16 protein-coding genes are annotated in these 17,224 nt (G+C 69.3%); 8 read left to right on the top strand and 8 right to left on the bottom strand.

Annotation, left to right across the window (positions count from 1 at the left end; all coding sequences use genetic code 11):
- Position 1: 1 nt before the first annotated feature.
- On the top strand, positions 2-454 hold the full coding sequence (locus CAL25_RS15825) for a BPTD_2524 family lipoprotein (protein ID WP_094801729.1): 453 nt from the start codon (positions 2-4) through the stop codon (positions 452-454).
- Between the two features lie 2 nt (positions 455-456).
- Here the strand turns inward: CAL25_RS15825 and CAL25_RS15820 are convergent, their stop codons facing one another.
- A complete protein-coding gene (locus tag CAL25_RS15820) occupies positions 457-888 on the bottom strand; it encodes a PaaI family thioesterase (protein ID WP_094801727.1) in 432 nt (143 codons plus the stop codon).
- A 218-nt stretch (positions 889-1,106) separates the two neighbouring features.
- On the opposite strand from CAL25_RS15820, the gene dinB reads away from it, so the two are divergent.
- A complete protein-coding gene (gene dinB, locus CAL25_RS15815) occupies positions 1,107-2,189 on the top strand; it encodes a DNA polymerase IV (protein WP_094801725.1) in 1,083 nt (360 codons plus the stop codon).
- Positions 2,190-2,243: 54 nt separating this feature from the next.
- On the opposite strand, the gene CAL25_RS15810 is transcribed toward dinB, so the two are convergent.
- Positions 2,244-2,702 (bottom strand): GatB/YqeY domain-containing protein, encoded by a 459-nt coding sequence (locus CAL25_RS15810; protein WP_094801723.1) that lies wholly within the window; start codon positions 2,700-2,702, stop codon positions 2,244-2,246.
- Between the two features lie 148 nt (positions 2,703-2,850).
- On the opposite strand from CAL25_RS15810, the gene hmpA reads away from it, so the two are divergent.
- From hmpA to CAL25_RS15795, 3 genes are all read left to right on the top strand, one after another.
- Complete coding sequence (hmpA, locus tag CAL25_RS15805) at positions 2,851-4,068, top strand: NO-inducible flavohemoprotein (protein ID WP_094801721.1); 1,218 nt, start codon at positions 2,851-2,853, stop codon at positions 4,066-4,068.
- A 59-nt stretch (positions 4,069-4,127) separates the two neighbouring features.
- Positions 4,128-4,568 (top strand): Rrf2 family transcriptional regulator, encoded by a 441-nt coding sequence (locus CAL25_RS15800; RefSeq protein WP_094801719.1) that lies wholly within the window; start codon positions 4,128-4,130, stop codon positions 4,566-4,568.
- Positions 4,569-4,770: 202 nt separating this feature from the next.
- Positions 4,771-6,018, top strand: coding sequence for a D-amino acid dehydrogenase (locus CAL25_RS15795; protein WP_094801717.1), 1,248 nt, complete (start codon positions 4,771-4,773; stop codon positions 6,016-6,018).
- 70 nt (positions 6,019-6,088) lie between these two features.
- Here CAL25_RS15795 and CAL25_RS15790 read toward each other — a convergent pair whose 3' ends face one another.
- Genes CAL25_RS15790 through imuA form a run of 3 tightly spaced genes read right to left on the bottom strand, consistent with a single transcriptional unit; the run spans position 6,089 to position 11,424 of the window.
- Positions 6,089-9,292, bottom strand: coding sequence for an error-prone DNA polymerase (locus CAL25_RS15790; protein ID WP_170948511.1), 3,204 nt, complete (start codon positions 9,290-9,292; stop codon positions 6,089-6,091).
- Positions 9,293-9,296: 4 nt separating this feature from the next.
- Positions 9,297-10,760, bottom strand: coding sequence for a Y-family DNA polymerase (locus CAL25_RS15785; protein WP_094801715.1), 1,464 nt, complete (start codon positions 10,758-10,760; stop codon positions 9,297-9,299).
- Positions 10,693-11,424, bottom strand: coding sequence for a translesion DNA synthesis-associated protein ImuA (imuA, locus tag CAL25_RS15780; RefSeq protein ID WP_094801713.1), 732 nt, complete (start codon positions 11,422-11,424; stop codon positions 10,693-10,695). The genes CAL25_RS15785 and imuA overlap by 68 nt, the downstream gene beginning before the upstream one ends.
- A gap of 265 nt (positions 11,425-11,689) precedes the next feature.
- Here imuA and ypfH point away from each other — a divergent pair, with 265 nt between their 5' ends.
- The gene (gene ypfH / locus CAL25_RS15775; RefSeq protein ID WP_094801711.1) at positions 11,690-12,394 is read left to right on the top strand and encodes an esterase; all 705 of its coding nucleotides are present in this window, start codon (positions 11,690-11,692) and stop codon (positions 12,392-12,394) included.
- A gap of 82 nt (positions 12,395-12,476) precedes the next feature.
- Here the strand turns inward: ypfH and CAL25_RS15770 are convergent, their stop codons facing one another.
- Positions 12,477-13,076, bottom strand: a complete 600-nt coding sequence (locus CAL25_RS15770) for a C40 family peptidase (RefSeq protein WP_170948510.1) — start codon at positions 13,074-13,076, stop codon at positions 12,477-12,479.
- Positions 13,077-13,300: 224 nt separating this feature from the next.
- On the opposite strand from CAL25_RS15770, the gene CAL25_RS15765 reads away from it, so the two are divergent.
- On the top strand, positions 13,301-14,779 hold the full coding sequence (locus CAL25_RS15765; protein WP_432759246.1) for an AMP nucleosidase: 1,479 nt from the start codon (positions 13,301-13,303) through the stop codon (positions 14,777-14,779).
- A gap of 251 nt (positions 14,780-15,030) precedes the next feature.
- Positions 15,031-15,864 (top strand): EAL domain-containing protein, encoded by an 834-nt coding sequence (locus CAL25_RS15760; RefSeq protein ID WP_094801707.1) that lies wholly within the window; start codon positions 15,031-15,033, stop codon positions 15,862-15,864.
- 40 nt (positions 15,865-15,904) lie between these two features.
- On the opposite strand, the gene CAL25_RS15755 is transcribed toward CAL25_RS15760, so the two are convergent.
- Together CAL25_RS15755 and cyoD are read right to left on the bottom strand one after the other, a co-directional pair.
- Positions 15,905-16,708, bottom strand: a complete 804-nt coding sequence (locus CAL25_RS15755) for an SURF1 family protein (protein WP_249279114.1) — start codon at positions 16,706-16,708, stop codon at positions 15,905-15,907.
- A gap of 71 nt (positions 16,709-16,779) precedes the next feature.
- On the bottom strand, positions 16,780-17,223 hold the full coding sequence (cyoD, locus tag CAL25_RS15750; protein ID WP_094802194.1) for a cytochrome o ubiquinol oxidase subunit IV: 444 nt from the start codon (positions 17,221-17,223) through the stop codon (positions 16,780-16,782).
- Position 17,224: the final 1 nt, after the last annotated feature.

The following is a 17,224-nucleotide window of genomic DNA, read 5'->3' as shown; positions in this document are numbered from 1 at the left end:
CATGCTCAAAGCGATTGCGGCCGCGCTCACGCTAGGCGCCGGTCTGGCCGGTTGCGCCGTCGGTACGGCACCCGGCGCGGGTGCCGTCAACGGCGACTACAAGGTCAATGTGTATTACCTCGATGCCTATCGCGCGGCGATCGCGCAATCCGAACGCTGCCTGCTCGGTCAGGGCGGCTACCGGCTGGTGAACGAGGTCGACGAAGGCCAGCGCAAGGCCAGCGTGCGCGTGCTCGCGCCGTTCAGCGATAGCGAAATGGCGAGCGTGACCATCGCCGGCACCGACGCCAAGAGCTCGGATGTGCGCATTTCGATGTGGGGCAAGAGCATCTGGAATTCGGATGCGCTGCGCGCGATGCGCGAAGCGGTCGTGTATGGCCTGCCGTCGTGCGTGGCCTACATGCCGGGCGATCCGCAGCCCTCCGAAGAGGTCTGGCGTCTGCGCCAGCGCTGAGCTCAGTCGCTGCCGGGCCGGCGGCGCACCACCTTGAAGGTGGCGCTGGCCTTACAGACCAGTTCTCCCGAGGCGTCGCGGATCTCGCCTTCGCAGAAGGCGATCGACATGCCGCGGCGCAGGCAGCGCGCCTCGACCACGAGGTCGGTGCGACCGGGCGACAGAAAGCTCGTGGTCATGTCGATGGTGGCCATGCCCACGTCGGTCTCGTGGCCCCGGGCCGCCGCGCTCAGACAGAAGTCCAGCACGCTCATCAGCGTGCCGCCATGCACGTCGCCACGGCTGTTGGTGAGGTCGGCGCGCCAGGGCAGGCGGCAGCGTGCCACGCCATCGCCGGCCTGTTCGGGCACCAGGCCCAGCAAGCTCATGAACGGGATTTCGAGGCCGAAATAGCTGGCCGCGGGGGAAGTCTCGGAGGTGTTGTTATCGGTCATCGCAAGACGCGGCGCGGGGTGCGCTCGCGGGTAGGGTTGCTGCAAAGCAGCGACTGTAGCGCACATCGGCGGGGGTGGCAGCGCCGGTGTCCGGTCACCGGCCGCCCGGTCGATCCGTCCTCGGCGGGCGCAAAGCCGCGGGGCGCGGCATAATAGCGGTACCGTATATATATCCAGTAGTTTTGGCGCGTGCCTGGCGCCGGTTCCGCCCGCTTCCCATGCCTTCCCCGACCCGCAAGATCGTGCACATCGACATGGACGCCTTTTACGCGTCGGTCGAGCAGCGCGACCAGCCCGAACTGCGTGGCCAGCCCGTGATCGTTGCCTGGACGGGCAATCGCTCGGTGGTGTGCGCGGCTTCGTACGAGGCCCGCAAGTTCGGGGTGCACTCGGCGATGGCGGTGGCGCGGGCCCAGCGGCTCTGTCCGCAGGCCGTCTATGTGCCGCCGGATTTCGCGCGTTATAAGGCCGTGTCGGCGCAGGTGCGCGAGATCTTTTCCCGCCATACCGACCTGATCGAGCCGCTCTCGCTCGACGAGGCCTATCTCGACGTCACGCACAACAAGCTCGGTCTGCCGTCCGCGACCGAGGTGGCCGAGATCATCCGCCGCCAGATCCGCGACGAGACCCGCCTGACCGCCTCGGCCGGCGTGGCGCCCAACAAGTTTCTCGCCAAGATCGCCTCCGACTGGAACAAGCCCGACGGCCTGTGCGTGATCCGCCCGGCCCAGGTGCTCGGATTTCTGCAGGAGCTGCCGGTGCGCAAGGTGCCGGGGGTGGGCAAGGTGATGCAGGGCAAGCTCGAGGAGCTCGGCATCGCGACGGTCGGCGACCTCGCCCGTCATCCGCGCGCCGCGCTGGAGCAGCGCTTCGGGCGCTATGGCGTGCGGCTGCACGAGTTGTCGCAGGGCATCGACGAGCGCGAGGTGCAGCCCGACCAGCCGCTGCAGCAGGTGTCCGCCGAGACCACCTTCGACACCGATCTGCGGATCGTGGAGCTCGACGCCGCGCTGGAGCGGCTGTCGGGCAAGGTCTGGGAGCAGGCGCTGCGCAAGGCGCGCATCGGCCGCACCGTGGTGCTCAAGCTCAAGACCGATCGGTTTCGCATTCTCACGCGCAGCCAGACGCTGCCAACGCCGCCGGCCACTGCGGCGCAGCTTGCGCAGGTGGCACGGCATCTATGCGAGCGCGTGGAGCTGCCGGCGCATACGCGCTACCGGCTGGTGGGGGTGGGGATGAGCAACTTCGCGGACCCGGAGCTGACAGCGGTGCAGCCGGATCTTTTTGGCGGGGTGTTCTGAGAACGAGGATCGTTCGGCGGGGCGGCCGCGGATGCGCCGCCCCGTGCGCCTTGATCAGAGGCGCGACTTCACCTGACCCGACAGCTGCGACATATCGGCGCGGCCTGCCAGCTTCTGCTTGAGGATGGCCATGACCTTGCCCATCGCGGGGGCGCCGGTCACGCCCTGCGCGGCCACTTCGGCCACTGCGGCGTCGATCGTGGCCGCCACTTCTTCGGCGCTCGCCGCTTGCGGCATGAATTCCTGCAGCACCACGACTTCGGCCTTTTCCTGCTCGGCGGTCTCGGTGCGGCCGGCCTGTTCGAACGCGGCGATGGACTCGCGGCGCTGCTTCACCTGCTTTTCGATGATGGCGGTGATTTCCGCGTCGTCGAGCTCACGGCGGTCATCCACTTCTTTCTGTTTTACTGCGGCGAGCAGGAAGCGCAGGGTGGCGAGCCGGGCGCTGTCCTTGGCGCGCATCGCGTCTTTCATGGCGTTGGACAGACGGGTCTTGAGCGATTCGGTGCTCATGGCAAATCCTAATAAGTGACAACCAGAGCCGGTGTTTTAACCGGCCCATACCCACACTCGCAAGTCGGCGCCCGCATCCTGCGATTTAAAAGATGTAGAATAAATGCATCTTTAACACCGGGCGTGTGGCCCGGCCAGGAGTCGATGCATGTTGAGCGAAACCATCCGCGCGCAGGTCAAGGCGACCGCACCCGTTCTGCAGGCCCATGGCGAGGCGCTAACGCGCCACTTCTATGCGCGGATGTTCCGCGGCAATCCGGAGCTGTTGCAGGTCTTCAACCAGGGCCACCAGCAGGGCGGACGTCAGCAGCAGGCGCTGGCCGGCGCGCTGGCCGCCTATGCCGTGCATATCGATAATCCCTCGGTGCTCGGCCCGGTGATCGAGCGCGTCACGCACAAGCACGTGAGCCTGGGCATCCGGCCCGAGCACTATGCGATCGTGGGCAAGCATCTGCTGGCCTCGATCGGCGAGGTGCTGGGCGAGGCCGCCACCGACGAGCTGATCGCCGCCTGGGCGGCCGCGTACCAGCAACTGGCCGACGCGCTGATCGCGCAGGAAGCCGCGCTGTACACGGCCGCGGCCACGCAGCCGGGCGGCTGGAGCGGCTGGCGGGGCTTCAAGGTGGTGGGCAAGGTGCCGGAGAGCAGCGAGATCACGTCGTTCTACCTGGCGCCCGCCGACGGCGGCGAGGTGCCCGACTTCAAGCCGGGCCAGTACATTTCGGTGCGCGTGTTCGTGCCCTCGCTGGGCATGATGCAGCCGCGCCAGTACAGCCTGTCGGACGCGGCCGGCCAGGGCCGCCTGCGCATCTCGGTCAAGCGTGAGCGTGGCGTGGCCACCAGCCCGGACGGCATGGTGTCCACGCTGCTGCACGAGCGCTACAACGAGGGCGACGTGCTGGACCTGGCGCCGCCGCAAGGGGACTTCGTGCTCGACGAATCGCGCGACACGCCGGTGGTGCTGATCAGCGGCGGGGTGGGCATCACGCCGATGCTGTCGATGGCCAAGACGCTGGCCGCGCGCGGTGCCGGCCGCGAGGTGCGCTTCGTGCACGGCTGTCGCGATGCCGCGTGCCACGCCATGCGCGACGAAGTCGACGCGCTGGTCGCGGGCAGCCCCACGATGCGCAAGTGGATTCATTACGAGACCGTTGGCGCCGCCGACCGCCAGGGCGTGCACTACGACCGCGAGGGCCGCATCGACCTGGCCGCCCTGAAGGACGAGGTGGTGCTGCCCGAGGCGGACTACTACCTGTGCGGCCCGCTGCCCTTCATGCAGGCGCAGCACGCCTCGCTGCTGGCGCTGGGCGTGCCGCCCGCGCGCATCCATGCCGAGGTGTTCGGCACGGGTGGCACGGGGCTCTGAAGCGCGCGGGCGGGTGCGGTGTATGCTTGCCGCTGCCCGCCCGGCACGGATCACCGACCATGCAACTCAACCGTTTCACCGACTTCGGCCTGCGCGTCATGATGTACCTGACGCAATGCCGCGATCGCGCCCAGCCCGTGACGATCCCCGAGATCGCCGAACGCTTCGGCATCTCGCGCAACCATCTCGTGAAGGTGGTGCATTTCCTGTCGCGACAGGGCCTGGTGGCCGCCACGCGCGGCAAGGGCGGGGGCCTGGCGCTGGCGCGCCCGGCCGATAGCTATCGGGTCGGGGAGCTGGTGCGCTTGCTGGAACATCAGGGCAATCTGGTCGAATGCGCCGATCCGCCCTGTGCGCTGCACGGCGCCTGCCGTCTGGCGGGCGTGCTGCACGACGCCCTGCGCACCTTCTACGCCGAGCTCGACCGCTACACGCTGGCGGAGCTGGTGCGCCAGCCCACCGGCGCCGCCATCATCAGGCTGCACGGGCTGGCGGCGTAGGGGCTTTCGCGCGGCGCCGCGCCGTCACTGACCCTGGGCGCGGGCGCCGGGGTTCCGGGCCATGTCGCCTGGTCTTGCCCGCGCCGCGATCGGCGGACGAGACCGGCCCATAGACCGAAGTTATGGCTGCTGCGGCGCTGGCTATTTGCGCGTGGGGCCCGACCGCGGACAGAATGGGCCATTGTCCTTGCAGGGAAGGCTTATGCGTGTCTGTGTCGTGGGGGCGGGTGTCGTCGGTGTCACCTCGGCGTATTTCCTCGCCCGTGAAGGGCATGAGGTGGTCCTGGTCGACAGCCGGGCCTATCCGGCCGAGGTGTCCAGCTTCGCCAACGGCGGACAGCTGAGTTATAGCTACGTGGCGCCGCTCGCCGGACCGGGCGTGTTGCCCAGCGTGCCGGGCTGGCTGCTGCGCAGCGATTCTCCGTTGCGCTTCCGGCCGCGTCTCGACCCGCATCAGTGGCGCTGGTGCCTGCAGTTCGCGCTCGCGTGCCGCGCCTCGGTGGCGCAGCGTTCCACGGCCGAGTTGCAGCGCCTGTCCTATCTGAGCCGCGACGTGATGCACCGCCTGCTCGAACAGGAGCCGCTGGCGTTCGGTCATCTGCGCAACGGCAAATTGATCGCCTATCGCAGCCCCGAGCTGCTCGACAAGGCGCGCAAGCTGGTGGCCTATCAGGCCGGGCTGGGCGCCGAGCAGCGTGTGCTGGATGCGCGCGAGACGCTGGCGCTCGAGCCCGCGCTGGCGGGCATGGGCGCGAGCCTGGCCGGCGCCATCTACACACCGAGCGAAGAGGCGGGCGATTGCCGCCAGTTCACGCAGGCGCTGTTCGACCGCCTGGGCGCGCTCGACCGGGTCGAGTGCCGCATGTCGACCGAGGTGTTGGGGCTGCGTACCAATGGTCCGGTCGTGACGGGCGTGCGCACCGATGCCGGCGATATCGGCGCCGACGCCGTCGTGCTCGCGACCGGCGTGGGTTCGCGGGCCCTGTTGCGGCCGCTGGGTCATGACGTGCCCATTTATCCGCTCAAGGGCTATAGCCTGAGCGTGCCGCTGTCCGATGACGACGACACCGCGCCCCGCATCAGCGTGACCGACTACGAACGCCGCATCGTCTATGCGCGGGTGGGCCGGGTGCTGCGCATCGCGGCGATGGTGGATATCGGCAGCCGCGACACCGGCATCGATCCGGCGCGCGTGGCGCTGCTCAAGCGCCAGGTGCTGGAGGTCTTTCCGCATCTGGACCTGTCCGACGCGCAGCCGTGGGCGGGTCTGCGGCCGGCGACGCCGACCGGCAAACCGCTCATCGGGCCCGTGCGCGGGGTGGACAATCTGTGGCTCAACATCGGCCAGGGCGCGCTCGGCTTCACGCTGGCCTGCGGCAGCGCCGCGCTGCTCACCACGCGCATGAGCGGCGTCGAGCCGCCCATCGACGACTCGCCGTTTCTGCCCTGACGCGATCGCGCGGAACCCACGCGTCCGGGCGCGGCGCGGGCGCGGGGTGCGCGGGGTTGCAGGCTCGAGCTCAATGGAAGTTGCGGCTGCGCGCCGGCAGGCCGGCGTCGTCGAGCTCGCGCAGCAGCGGGCTCATGTCGACCAGCCGGCGCGCGACCAGGTGGCGCACGCCATCGAGGCTTTGCCAGACCCCGTAGACACCCAGCAGCACCGATTCGAGCAGCTCGCGCCGCTGTGACTCGATCAGCTCCGGCCGCACCACCACGTTGACCGGCCCCGTTTCGTCTTCGAGCGTGACGAAGATGGTGCCCTTGGCGGTCTGGGGCCGTTGCCGCACGGTGACGATGCCGCAGGCGCGGGCGAGGCGGCGGTTGGGGTAGGTGTTGAGTGTCTGCGAGGTCTCGAAACGGCGCGCCGCCAGTTGCGCGCGCAACAAGGCGAGGGGATGGCGTCGCAGGCTCAGGCCGGTGCTGAGATAGTCGGCCGAGATGCCCTGGCCTTCGGAGGGGGCCGCGAGCTCGGCCACCTGGGCCTCTTCGATCGGCGCATCGCGCAGCAGGTCGCGGTCGGCCACGCCGGCCGCCGCTTCCCAGCTGGCCTGGCGCCGATGCCCGGCGAGGGCGGCCAGCGCGTCGGCCGCGGCCAGCGCATCGAGCTCGTGGCGGCCCAGCCCGGCGCGCCGCGCCAGATCGGCGGTGTTGGCGAAGGGCCGCTGTGCCCGCGCCTGCTCGATGGCGCGCGCGCTGTCTTCGGACATCCCCTTGATCTGATTGAAACCCAGGCGCACGGCGGGGCGGGCCGCATCCGCGCGCGGCTCGAGCGCGGCCTCCCAGCCGCTGTGCATGATGTCGACCGGCAGCACGCGCACCTGATGGCGCCGGGCATCCTGCACCAGCTGCGCGGGTGCATAGAATCCCATCGGCTGGGAGTTGAGCAGGGCGGCCAGGAAGGCCTCGGGTTCGTGGCACTTGAGCCAGGAGCTGGCGTAGGCCAGCAGCGCGAAGCTCGCCGCGTGGCTTTCGGGAAAACCGTACTCGCCGAAGCCCTCCACCTGCCGGAACAAGGCCTCGGCGAACTCCAGGCTGTAGCCGTGGGCGAGCAGGCCGCCCACCAGCTTGGCGCGGAATTTGTCCACGCCGCCCTTGCGGCGCCATGCAGCCATCGAGCGGCGCAGCTGGTCGGCCTCGCCGGGCGTGAAGCCGGCCGCGACCACCGCGATCTGCATCACCTGTTCCTGGAAGATCGGCACGCCCATCGTGCGCGACAATACGGCCTGGACCGCGGGCCCGGGGTAGGTCTCGGGCTCTTTGCCCTGACGCCGGCGCAGATAGGGGTGCACCATGCCGCCCTGGATCGGACCCGGGCGGACGATGGCCACCTGCACGACGAGGTCGTAGTATTCGCGGGGCCGCAGGCGCGGCAGCATGCTCATCTGCGCGCGCGACTCGATCTGGAACACACCCACCGTGTCGGCTTCGCAGATCATGTCGTAGGTGGCCGTGTCGTCTTGCGGAATCTGATGCAGGGCCAGCGGCTCGCCGCGGCGCGCGCCGGCCAGTTCGAGCGCGCGGCGCAGCACCGAGAGCATGCCCAGGGCGAGCACGTCGACCTTGAGCAGGCCCAGCGCGTCGAGGTCGTCCTTGTCCCATTGCACGACGCTGCGATCGGCCATGGCGGCGTTTTCGATGGGCACCAGGCGCGAGAGCAGGCCGCGCGACATCACGAAGCCGCCCGGATGCTGCGACAGGTGGCGCGGGAAGCCCATCAGGGTTTCGGACAGGATGGCCCATTGGCGCGCCACGCGCGAGGCCGGATCGAGCCCGCAGTTGCCGAGCGTGCGCAGCATGGCCTTTTTTCCGTCCCACCATTGGTGCGCGCGCGCCACCGCATCGATGATGGTCGGATCGATGCCCAATGCCCGGCCGGTATCGCGCAGCACACTGCGGGGCCGATACGAAATCACGACGGCGGTGAGCGCCGCGCGGCGCCGGCCGTATTTGCCGTAAATATATTGGATGATCTCTTCGCGCCGCTGATGCTCGAAGTCGACGTCGATATCGGGCGGCTCGTTGCGCTCTCTGCTGATGAAGCGTTCGAAAAGCGCGTTGCCGTTGGCGGGATTGACGGCGGTGATGCCCAGGCAATAACAGACCGCCGAATTGGCCGCCGATCCGCGGCCCTGGCACAGGATGCCCAGCCGGCGCGCCTCGCGGACCAGGTCATGGACGGTGAGGAAGTAGGCCTCGTAGCCGAGGTCGGCAATGAGCTCGAGTTCTTTTTCGACCTGCGCCTCGACGATCGGCGGCACGCCGTCCGGGTAGCGCTCGCGCGCGCCTTCGTAGGTGGCGCGGCGCAGGTAGCTGGCGGGGGTTTCGCCCGGCGGCACGATCTCGTCGGGATATTCGTAGCGCAGCTCTTTCAGTGAGAACGTGCAGCGTCGCGCGATCTCGAGCGTCTGCGCCAACGCGGCGGGCGGGTACAGGCCCGCCAGCCGCAGACGCGAGCGCAGATGCCGCTCGGCATTGGCCGCGAGTTCGTAGCCGCATTGCGCCACCGGGCGGCCGAGGCGGATTGCGGTGAGGGTGTCGTGCAGCGGCTTGCGCGAGCGCACGTGCATCTGCACCTGGCCGACCGCCACCTGAGGCAGTGCCGCGGCCTGCGCCGCCGCGTCCAGCGCGGCGCGATGCAGGTCGTCGCGCGATCGATGCAGCAGCGTGAGCCCGAGCCAGGCGCGTTGCGCAAACACGCGGGCCAGCCAGCGGGCCTGCGCGACGATCTGCGCGGTGTCCAGCCCGTAAGTGGGCGTGAGGATGGCCAGGCAACCCGGCAGGCCGCGCAGATGCGCGAGCGAGGCGGGCGGGGCGGCGAGATCGTCGGCGCGCAGGTGATAGCTGCCCTTGGCCGCGCGGGAGCGGCCCAGCGTGATGAACTCGGTGAGATTGCCGTAACCCTCGCGATCCTGGGCGAGCAAGGTCAGTTCGATGGGCGGGCCGGGCTCGTCGTGGAGCACGAAGCGGCTGCCCACGATCAGCGCCAGCCCGAGTTTTTCGGCCTCGACATGCGCCCGCACGACGCCGGCCACGCTGCATTCGTCGGTGAGCGCGAGCGCGGCGTAACCCTGGCGATGCGCGCGTTCGGCCAGCTCTTCGGGATGCGAGGCGCCTTGCAGGAACGAGAAGTTCGATTGGCAATCCAGCTCGGCATAGCCGGGCAGCCCCGCGCCGATATCGGCGGGCGGGAGCGGCAGGGAGGCGGGTTCGTGGGGTGGCTGCATGGAATCAGGCGTAGCGTCCGTGCAGGAACCAGCGCGCGGTCTCGCCGCCGCGTTCGCGATAGAGCCAATAGCGCGCGCCCGCGGCGTCTTCGGCCACGAAGTAATCGCGCTGGGTATTGATGGCGTCCCACCAGCCGCTTTCGATGCGCTCGGGGCCGCGCGTGAGGCGCAGCGCCTGGCCCTGGTAGACCGGCCGGTGCGCGCGAATCTCGAGCGCCTGCGCGGGCTCGATCAGCCAGAACGGCCGTTCCAGGGCGGGCGGCAGCACCGGCGGGCGGCCTCCCGCCGCCTCCAGGGCGACCCAACGGTTGGCCACTTCAGGCCGATGATCGGCCAGGGGGGCGGGCCGGCGCACCTGCTCGGGGCCGAGCCGCGCGCACAGCAGGTCGAGCAGGCGGGCGTGATCGGTGGCGTTGCCGCCCGGCTCGGGAAAAAGCGTGGTGCTGATCGCGGGCATGTCGACGGTGAGCGGCGCGGACAGCGTGACGGCTATCACGGGCGCGGCCAGCTCGAGCCGCGACAGGCGTTCGCGCAGCAGGCCGCGCAGGTGCGCGCTCTGCCACACCGGCTCGGCCATGGCCAGATGCAGTTGCGAGGGATCGCGGGCGTGACGGCCTCGTTCGTGTTCGAGCGTGAGCGTGATGGCGCGCACCGCGAGCCGCTGCGCGCCCAGCCAGCCGCTCAGTTGTTCGGTCAGGCGGCCGCTCACATGCAACAGCGCCTCGGCGTGCTCCACGTAGTCCATCAGTTCGGTGCGCGCCTCGAAATGCGCGGGCGGCGTGAGCCAGGCGTGGACTTCGGCGGCATCGCCATACGCGGCGTCGAGCGCGCGCAGCAACGCCGGATCACTGCGCCGCTGCAGGCCCGCGCGCGGCAATCGCCGCAGGTCGGCCAGGCGCTTGCAGCCCAGGCCCTGCAGCCAGGCCAGGCGGGGCTGGGCCTCGGGCAGCAGCACGAGAGGCAGCGCATCGAGCCGGCGGGCGAGCGCCGGTTCGCGCAAGACCCGGCGCCGCCCCGGACTGCGCGCCAGCAACCAGGCACCGCGTGCGGTCGGCGCCACCGCGATGCCGGCCTGCAGGTCCAGGGCCGCGAGGGTGTCGCGCACACGCCGGTAGAGGGCGCGCGGGCCGCCGAACACCATCAGGCTCGCGCCCACATCGAGCAGCAGGCTGTCGCCGTCGGGGACGGCCAGCTGCGGCGTGTATTGCAGCAGGGACAGCGCGGCGGCCTGGAGCGTGCGGGCCTCGGCCGCCGGATCGCGCTCGAGCAGCAGCGCGTCGGGACACAACGCCAGCGCGCCGGCGCGGCGCAGGCCGAGGCGCAGGCCCGCCGCACGCGCCGCCGGGGTGAGGGCGATCACGCGCTCTTGTTCGAGCACGGCGCACACCAGCTCGGGCTGCTCAGACCAATGCGGTCGTGCGGCGTCCAGCGGCAGGCGTGGCAGGAAGACGGCGATCCAGAGGCGCATGGGGCAAGGGGGAATGCAGCGGCTGTGCCGGTACGGCGGGCAGCAGGCGGCCGGTGTTTTCTTCGAAAGGCAGATACAGGGTGACGTCGCAGACCGGACCGCGGCGCTTGAGCACCTGCACGCTCAGGCCGGCCGCGGCGGGCGCCAGCGCGAGCCGCAAGGGCGCCGGCGAGGCGTGCTGGGCCGCATTGGCGGGCCGCAGGGCAAAGAACAGGGTTTCGCTGCCCTGCGCGGCCAGGTGCAGCCGGCGCAGCGACTCGGGCCGGACCTGCGGCAGCCAGCACAGCAGAGCGGCGCAACTGCCGTGCTTGAGCACCTGGTCGGCGGCCCAGAGCGTGTCGCGCGGCGAGGCGGGCGTGAGCCACAGCAGACGCTGCGGATCCAGGCCCCAATGCATCCATGTGGTGATGTGCGGCGTGAACGGCGGCTGCAGCAGGACGATGTCGCGATGGGCGGGCAGGGCGGTCAGTGCCGGACGCAGCAGGCTCAGCTCGCCGCAGCCGGGATGAGGCGCCAGCAATTCGGTGAGGCTGCCCTGCGGCCAGCCCTCGTCGGGCAGCAGCGCCGACAGCGCGGCATGGCCGGTGGGCACGGCGCGCGCACTGCCCTGCGCCAATTGCGTGGCGCGCCACAGGGCGGGATGGATGAGTTCGGGCGAAGGCATGGCCGGCGGGCGGGTCGCGCGCGGCGATCCATAGCATCAGAATAGGACTGTACAAATATACAGTAAAATTGAGCGTGGGTCCGAATCCACTGGCAACCAAGCGCGGCTTCCCTTGACCACGGCCCACATCGCCGGGTGCCGCGTGGCCCGCGCCACCCGCCGGATGGGCGGCCGCCTGGGTCGGTCCGCCGGCCGGATCCGCCGCGCGCACACGTATAGAATGTTTTCTTGGGCCGTTCGCCGGCCGTTCCTGGATTTGCGCATCATGTCTTCGCCCCGCGTCATCGAATTCCTGCCCACCCCCGACGGAGAGGTCAAACAGCTGTTCGTGCTGTTGCATGGCGTGGGCGGCACGCCGGAGGGGCTCGAGGGGCTTGCACAGGCCATCCGGCGGGCGTTTCCCGCCGCCGCGGTGCTGATCCCCGAGGGCTTCGCGCCCTTCGAGGGCGGCGGCGCCGGGCGCCAGTGGTTCTCGGTGCAGGGCGTCACAGACGAAAATCGCCCCGAACGCGTGGCGCAGGCCTTGCCGGCGCTGGTGGATTACATCCACCAGGCCCAGGCGCGCTTCAAGCTGCTGCCCCCCGCCACCGCGCTGGCGGGCTTCTCGCAGGGGGCCATCATGGCGCTCGAGGCCGTGCAGGCGCACGAAGCGCTGGCGGGCCGGGTGCTGGCTTTCTCGGGGCGCTATGCCGAGCTGCCCAAGGTGCCGCCGCCTTACACCACCATCCATCTGCTGCATGGCGCGGCCGATCCCGTGATGCCGGTTCAGCTGGCCCAGGCGGCGCAGTTGCGCCTCGACGAACTCCATGGCGATGCCACCCTCGACATCGCCAGCACGATCGGCCACGAACTGCATCCGGCGCTCATCGAGCGCGCGATCCAGCGCCTGCAAACCTGCGTGCCCTTGCGCAGTTGGGAAACGGCGCTCGGCCTGGACCAATCGCCGCCCGCCGGCACCAGCGTGCACTGAGCGGTAAAAAATACAGAAGCAGGGTGTAAAAAAAGCGGCGTTGCGCCGCTTTTTTCGTGCCGCGAAGCGTCGCTTTGCCGACTCAGCCCTTGGCGGCCACCAGGGTGCCGCCGTCGAGCGTGCTCTCGTCGAGATAGGCGCGCGCGCCCAGATAGCGCTTGGACCAATAGGTGTTGTCGAGGCGGTCGACACGGACCTTCGCACCGCGCGAAGGCGCATGCACGAACTGGCCCTGGCCGATGTAGATCCCCACATGCGAGGTCACGCCGCGGCCGCGCGTGGCGAAAAACACCAGGTCGCCGGGCTTGAGGCGGGTGCGTGCGACATTCTTGCCGGCGCTGCGCTGGGCACGCGACGTGCGAGGCATATCCATGCCAGCGATTTCACGGTACACGAACAGCACCAGACCGCTGCAGTCGAAGCCGTCGAGCGGATCATCGCCGCCCCAGGAATAGGGCGTGCCGATGGCTTGCAGACCGGCCTGCACGACGCGGTCGCGCAGCGTGGGAACGGTGGGTTCGTTGGCGAGCGCCAGACCATTGAGGTTGGAGCGGGCCGTGGGGTGCAGCGAGGCCTGGGCCGCGCCACTGAAAGTGGTCAAACAAAGCGCCAGAAGCGGGGCGCTGATCAAAGCAGACAACACAGAGGATTGTCGGCGGACTTCTCGCGTGGGTGGAGTCATTAGCGACACTTCAAAAATCGGAGTGGGCGTGATGGCTGCAACGTGCTAGCCGGCGGCAGTGCGCATTCTGTCATCGAAGCGCCGTCCGATTGTAATGCAATAGTATTTCATTACATTTGCAATGAAATGCTGCATCGATGTGCGCGAATGTACGCGGTGCGATGCGAGCCATGCGGCATAATCCCTCCACCGGCGCCGCGTCGGCGTCGGCCATGGACCGGAACATGACCGCAGCCCCTCTGTACAGCCCCGACCCGATCCCTTTCGAGCCTTTCGACGACGCCGAACGCGCGGTGGAGCGCCTGCTCGAAATCTACGCCCGCAATACCGGTTTTCTGCGCGACGCCTTCCAGGAAGTCCTGCAGGGCAAAGACCTGCGAACCCGGGTTCGCGCCTGCTATCCCGCCGTCCGGGTGGGCGTCGACACCTACGATCCCATCGATACCCGCCTTTCTTATGGGCATGTGGCCGAGCCGGGCAGCTACCAGACCACCATCACCCAGCCGCTACTGTTCCGCGACTACCTGATCGAGCAACTCGGCCAGCTGCTGCAGAACCACCGCGTGCCGATCGAGGTGGGCGAATCCGACATGCCGATCCCGCTGCACTTCGCCTTTCCCGATGGCGCCTATGTCGAGGGCGAACACCTCGAAAGCCTGAAGCGGCCGCTGCGGGATCTGTTCGACGTGCCCGATCTGGCCGTCACCGACGACGCCATCGTGAACGGCTCCTGGAAGGGCCGCGAAGGCGAGCCGCGACCGCTGGCGCCGTTCACGGCCACGCGGGTGGATTATTCGCTGCATCGCCTGCAGCACTACACCGCCACGGCGCCGTCGCATTTCCAGAACTTCGTGCTGTTCACCAACTACCAGTTCTATGTCGACGAGTTCTGCGCGCGCGCGCGGGCCCTGATGGCCGAAGGTGGCGGCGACTACGACGCGCTGGTGGAGCCGGGCAACCGCATCACGCGCCGCGGTGAAAGCGCACCGAACGACGCCTCGTCGGTGCGTCTGCCGCAGATGCCGGCCTATCACCTGATCCGGCCGAATCATTCCGGCATCACGCTGGTCAATATCGGCGTGGGACCGTCCAACGCCAAGACCATCACCGATCACATCGCCGTGCTGCGCCCGCACGCCTGGCTGATGCTGGGGCATTGCGCCGGCCTGCGCGATTCGCAGCGCCTGGGCGATTATGTGCTGGCCCACGGCTATGTGCGCGACGATCACGTGCTCGACGCCGACCTGCCGACCTGGGTGCCCGTGCCGCCGCTGGCCGAAGTCCAAGTGGCGCTGGAACAGGCGGTCGAAGAGGTGGCCGGGCTGTCGGGCTGGGACCTCAAGCGCATCATGCGCACCGGCACCGTGGCCACGATCGACAACCGCAACTGGGAGCTGCGCGACCAGGGCGAGCTGGTGCAGCGTTTCGCCCAGTCGCGCGCCATCGCGCTCGACATGGAGTCGGCCACCATCGCCGCCAACGGCTTTCGCTTCCGCGTGCCGTACGGCACGCTGCTGTGCGTGTCCGACAAGCCCTTGCATGGCGAGCTCAAGCTGCCGGGCATGGCCAGCGCGTTCTACCGCCGCCAGGTCAACCAGCATCTGGAGATCGGTATCCGCGCGCTCGAGCTGCTGCGCGACATGGCGCCCGAACGCCTGCATTCGCGCAAGCTGCGCACCTTCACTGAAACGGCGTTTCAATAAGCCGCGGCGGGCCCGCACCATCCTGGTGCCGGCCCGCGTGAGGCGAAGCGCGCGCAGCAGGCACGAGCAGCAGGCACGCGTCCAGCTCGCGCTTCGTCGGCGCTTTTTTTTTCTCCTCGCATCGAGCCACGCTCGGCAGTCCCGCGCACAACGCGTTAAGCTTGGCCTGCGCTCGCCAGGGTCACGCCGGTCCGGCCCGCGGCGCCGAATGCACGGCAGCCACGCGGTGGCAAGGACACAGGAGACCGGGAGTGACGCAGGAACAAGAAGGCAATCGCGCGCTACCCGACGCCGTCGGGCTGCGCGCCATGCTCGAGTCAGCGGGGCGCGATGCCGCCCTGCGGGCGCAGTTTCGCGCGGTGCTTCAGCCCATGCTGGCCCTGGAGTCGGGCCATTGCGTGGGGGCCGAGGTGCTCATGCGCTGGCGCCTCGACGATGGCACCGACGTGCCCCCCGAACGCTTCATTCCGATCGCGCGCGAGCTCGGCTGCCTGCCCGTGCTGAGCCGGGAGGTGTTCGTCCATGCGGCCAGCGCGCTGGCCGCCATCGGGCTGCCCGACGGCTTTCATGTGTCGTTCAACGTGCCGGCCGGTTATCTGCTCGATGACCGCTTCGATGCCCATCTGGCCGAGATCGACCAGATCCTGCCGCCGCAGGCCGACATCTGGATCGAGCTCACCGAAGACGAAGCCTTGCCGGACAGCGAGGCCGCACTGACCCGGCTCGCCAGCGTGCGGCACGGCCGGGTGAAGATCGGCGTCGATGATTTCGGCACCGGTTTCAATGGCGTCGAGACCGTGGCGCGCGTCCAACCCGATTTTCTCAAGCTCGACCAATCGCTGACCGCCGCGCTAGGCACGCCCGACGAAAACCGGGCGCTGCTCGACGTGGCCCGCTACGCGGGCGCATACCGGGGCGTGCGGGTCGTGGCCGAGGGCATCGAAAATGCCATGCAGGTGGTGCGCCTGCGCGAGCTCGGCATTCAGGGCGGTCAGGGATTTTTCTTCGACCAGCCCATGTCGCTCGAGGCCTTCGCGGTGTGGTTGCCGCAGGCCGAATTGCGAGCCGGCGCCCCGGCGGGCTAGGCCGGAGCACGGGGCGCGTGGCGCGCCCCGCGGCACTTCTCTATCGCCCGGATGCCTGCTGCTGCCTGCGCGTGCGCAATTCTTCGCGGGCGACGATGCCCGCGCCCACCAGCACCATCAGCGCCAGCGCGAACCAGGTGATGGCATAGCCCAGGTGGTGGTTGGCGAAGCTCAGCACCGTGAGACCGCCGACGGGCGCGGTCTCGGGATCGCGGGCGCTGCTGGCGCCGGCGTCGATGAAGTAGGGGGCGACCAGCGCCGGGTCGATGCCACGGCGCGTGGCGATCGCGGGCAGGTCGCGCGAATACCAGCGGTCGGCCTGGGCGTCGTTTTCGCGCAGGAATCCGCCGGGGCCTTCACCCATGCGCAGCAGCCCCTCGACCTTCACGGGCTCGCTCGTGCCGGCCTCGGGGGCGCGCTTGCGCCAGCCCGGCAGCACGAAGCCGCGATTCACCATGATGAGAGAGCCATCGGCCTGCTGCAGCGGCGTCATGACCCAGTAGCCGCTGCCGAGTTCGGTCGCGGCCTGCACCAGGGTCTGAAGATCGTGGCGCAGCACGCCCTGCGCCTGCACGTGGCGATACTCGGCACTGGCATTGTCCAGGCCGGCCCACTCGGCGCGCGCCGGCGCCGGCACGGCCGGCGCATGCACGCGGCTTTCGACCTGCGCGATCAGATTTTCTTTCCAGGCCAGACGCTGCACCTGCCACTTGCCCAGCGTGCACAGCACGGCGAACAGGAACGCGGCGATCAGGGCCAGGATCACGAGGGTGAGCGTGCCGCGGGGGCGGCGGGGCGGCTCGTCGGAGGCGGGGCGGGGCGGAAGGGAATCGGGTCGGGTCAAGATGTCTGCTATTGGAAATAAGGCGGGGGCCCAGCCGGGCCCCCGTGCACGACGCGTGTGCGCCAGGTCCGCTAGGGCATGTTGCGCATGTCGTGCGGGGCCATCGGCATCATGTTGCTGTTGAGGTGATACATGATCCAGATCGAACCCGACAGGGTGATCACGACCAGCACCAGCGTGAAAATCAGCGCCAGCATACTCCAACCGCTCTCCGACTTCGTGTCCATGTGCAGGAAGTACACCAGGTGCACCACGATCTGCACCGCCGCGAAGGCCAGGATGATGAGGGCCGTGGTGCGCGAACTCTCGAACACCTGATTCATCACCAGCCAGAACGGGATGGCGGTCAGGATCACCGCGAGCACGAAGCCCGTCATGTAGCTCTTGAAGCTGCCGTGGCTCGCGCCGCCGTCGTCGTCGTGGTCGGCGTGACCGTGGCCGCCGCCCTGGCCATGGCCGCTGCCGCCGTGAGGCGTCACGTGGCGCGGATCCGGGCTCGACTCCAGGTTGCCCATG

Origin of the sequence: Bordetella genomosp. 5 (assembly GCF_002261315.1) — a bacterium.
Taxonomy (GTDB): domain Bacteria; phylum Pseudomonadota; class Gammaproteobacteria; order Burkholderiales; family Burkholderiaceae_B; genus Bordetella.
Note: the sequence above shows the minus strand (reverse complement) of the source record. Positions and strands in the feature narration are given on the sequence as shown.

What these genes read in the sequence shown, in the direction of transcription:
- CAL25_RS15825 (WP_094801729.1), top strand. Translation starts at nt 2, where the DNA reads ATGCTCAAAGCGATTGCGGCCGCGCTCACGCTAGGCGCCGGTCTGGCC.
- CAL25_RS15820 (WP_094801727.1), bottom strand. Translation starts at nt 888, where the DNA reads ATGACCGATAACAACACCTCCGAGACTTCCCCCGCGGCCAGCTATTTC.
- dinB (WP_094801725.1), top strand. Translation starts at nt 1,107, where the DNA reads ATGCCTTCCCCGACCCGCAAGATCGTGCACATCGACATGGACGCCTTT.
- CAL25_RS15810 (WP_094801723.1), bottom strand. Translation starts at nt 2,702, where the DNA reads ATGAGCACCGAATCGCTCAAGACCCGTCTGTCCAACGCCATGAAAGAC.
- hmpA (WP_094801721.1), top strand. Translation starts at nt 2,851, where the DNA reads ATGTTGAGCGAAACCATCCGCGCGCAGGTCAAGGCGACCGCACCCGTT.
- CAL25_RS15800 (WP_094801719.1), top strand. Translation starts at nt 4,128, where the DNA reads ATGCAACTCAACCGTTTCACCGACTTCGGCCTGCGCGTCATGATGTAC.
- CAL25_RS15795 (WP_094801717.1), top strand. Translation starts at nt 4,771, where the DNA reads ATGCGTGTCTGTGTCGTGGGGGCGGGTGTCGTCGGTGTCACCTCGGCG.
- CAL25_RS15790 (WP_170948511.1), bottom strand. Translation starts at nt 9,292, where the DNA reads ATGCAGCCACCCCACGAACCCGCCTCCCTGCCGCTCCCGCCCGCCGAT.
- CAL25_RS15785 (WP_094801715.1), bottom strand. Translation starts at nt 10,760, where the DNA reads ATGCGCCTCTGGATCGCCGTCTTCCTGCCACGCCTGCCGCTGGACGCC.
- imuA (WP_094801713.1), bottom strand. Translation starts at nt 11,424, where the DNA reads ATGCCTTCGCCCGAACTCATCCATCCCGCCCTGTGGCGCGCCACGCAA.
- ypfH (WP_094801711.1), top strand. Translation starts at nt 11,690, where the DNA reads ATGTCTTCGCCCCGCGTCATCGAATTCCTGCCCACCCCCGACGGAGAG.
- CAL25_RS15770 (WP_170948510.1), bottom strand. Translation starts at nt 13,076, where the DNA reads ATGACTCCACCCACGCGAGAAGTCCGCCGACAATCCTCTGTGTTGTCT.
- CAL25_RS15765 (WP_432759246.1), top strand. Translation starts at nt 13,301, where the DNA reads ATGACCGCAGCCCCTCTGTACAGCCCCGACCCGATCCCTTTCGAGCCT.
- cyoD (WP_094802194.1), bottom strand. Translation starts at nt 17,223, where the DNA reads ATGGGCAACCTGGAGTCGAGCCCGGATCCGCGCCACGTGACGCCTCAC.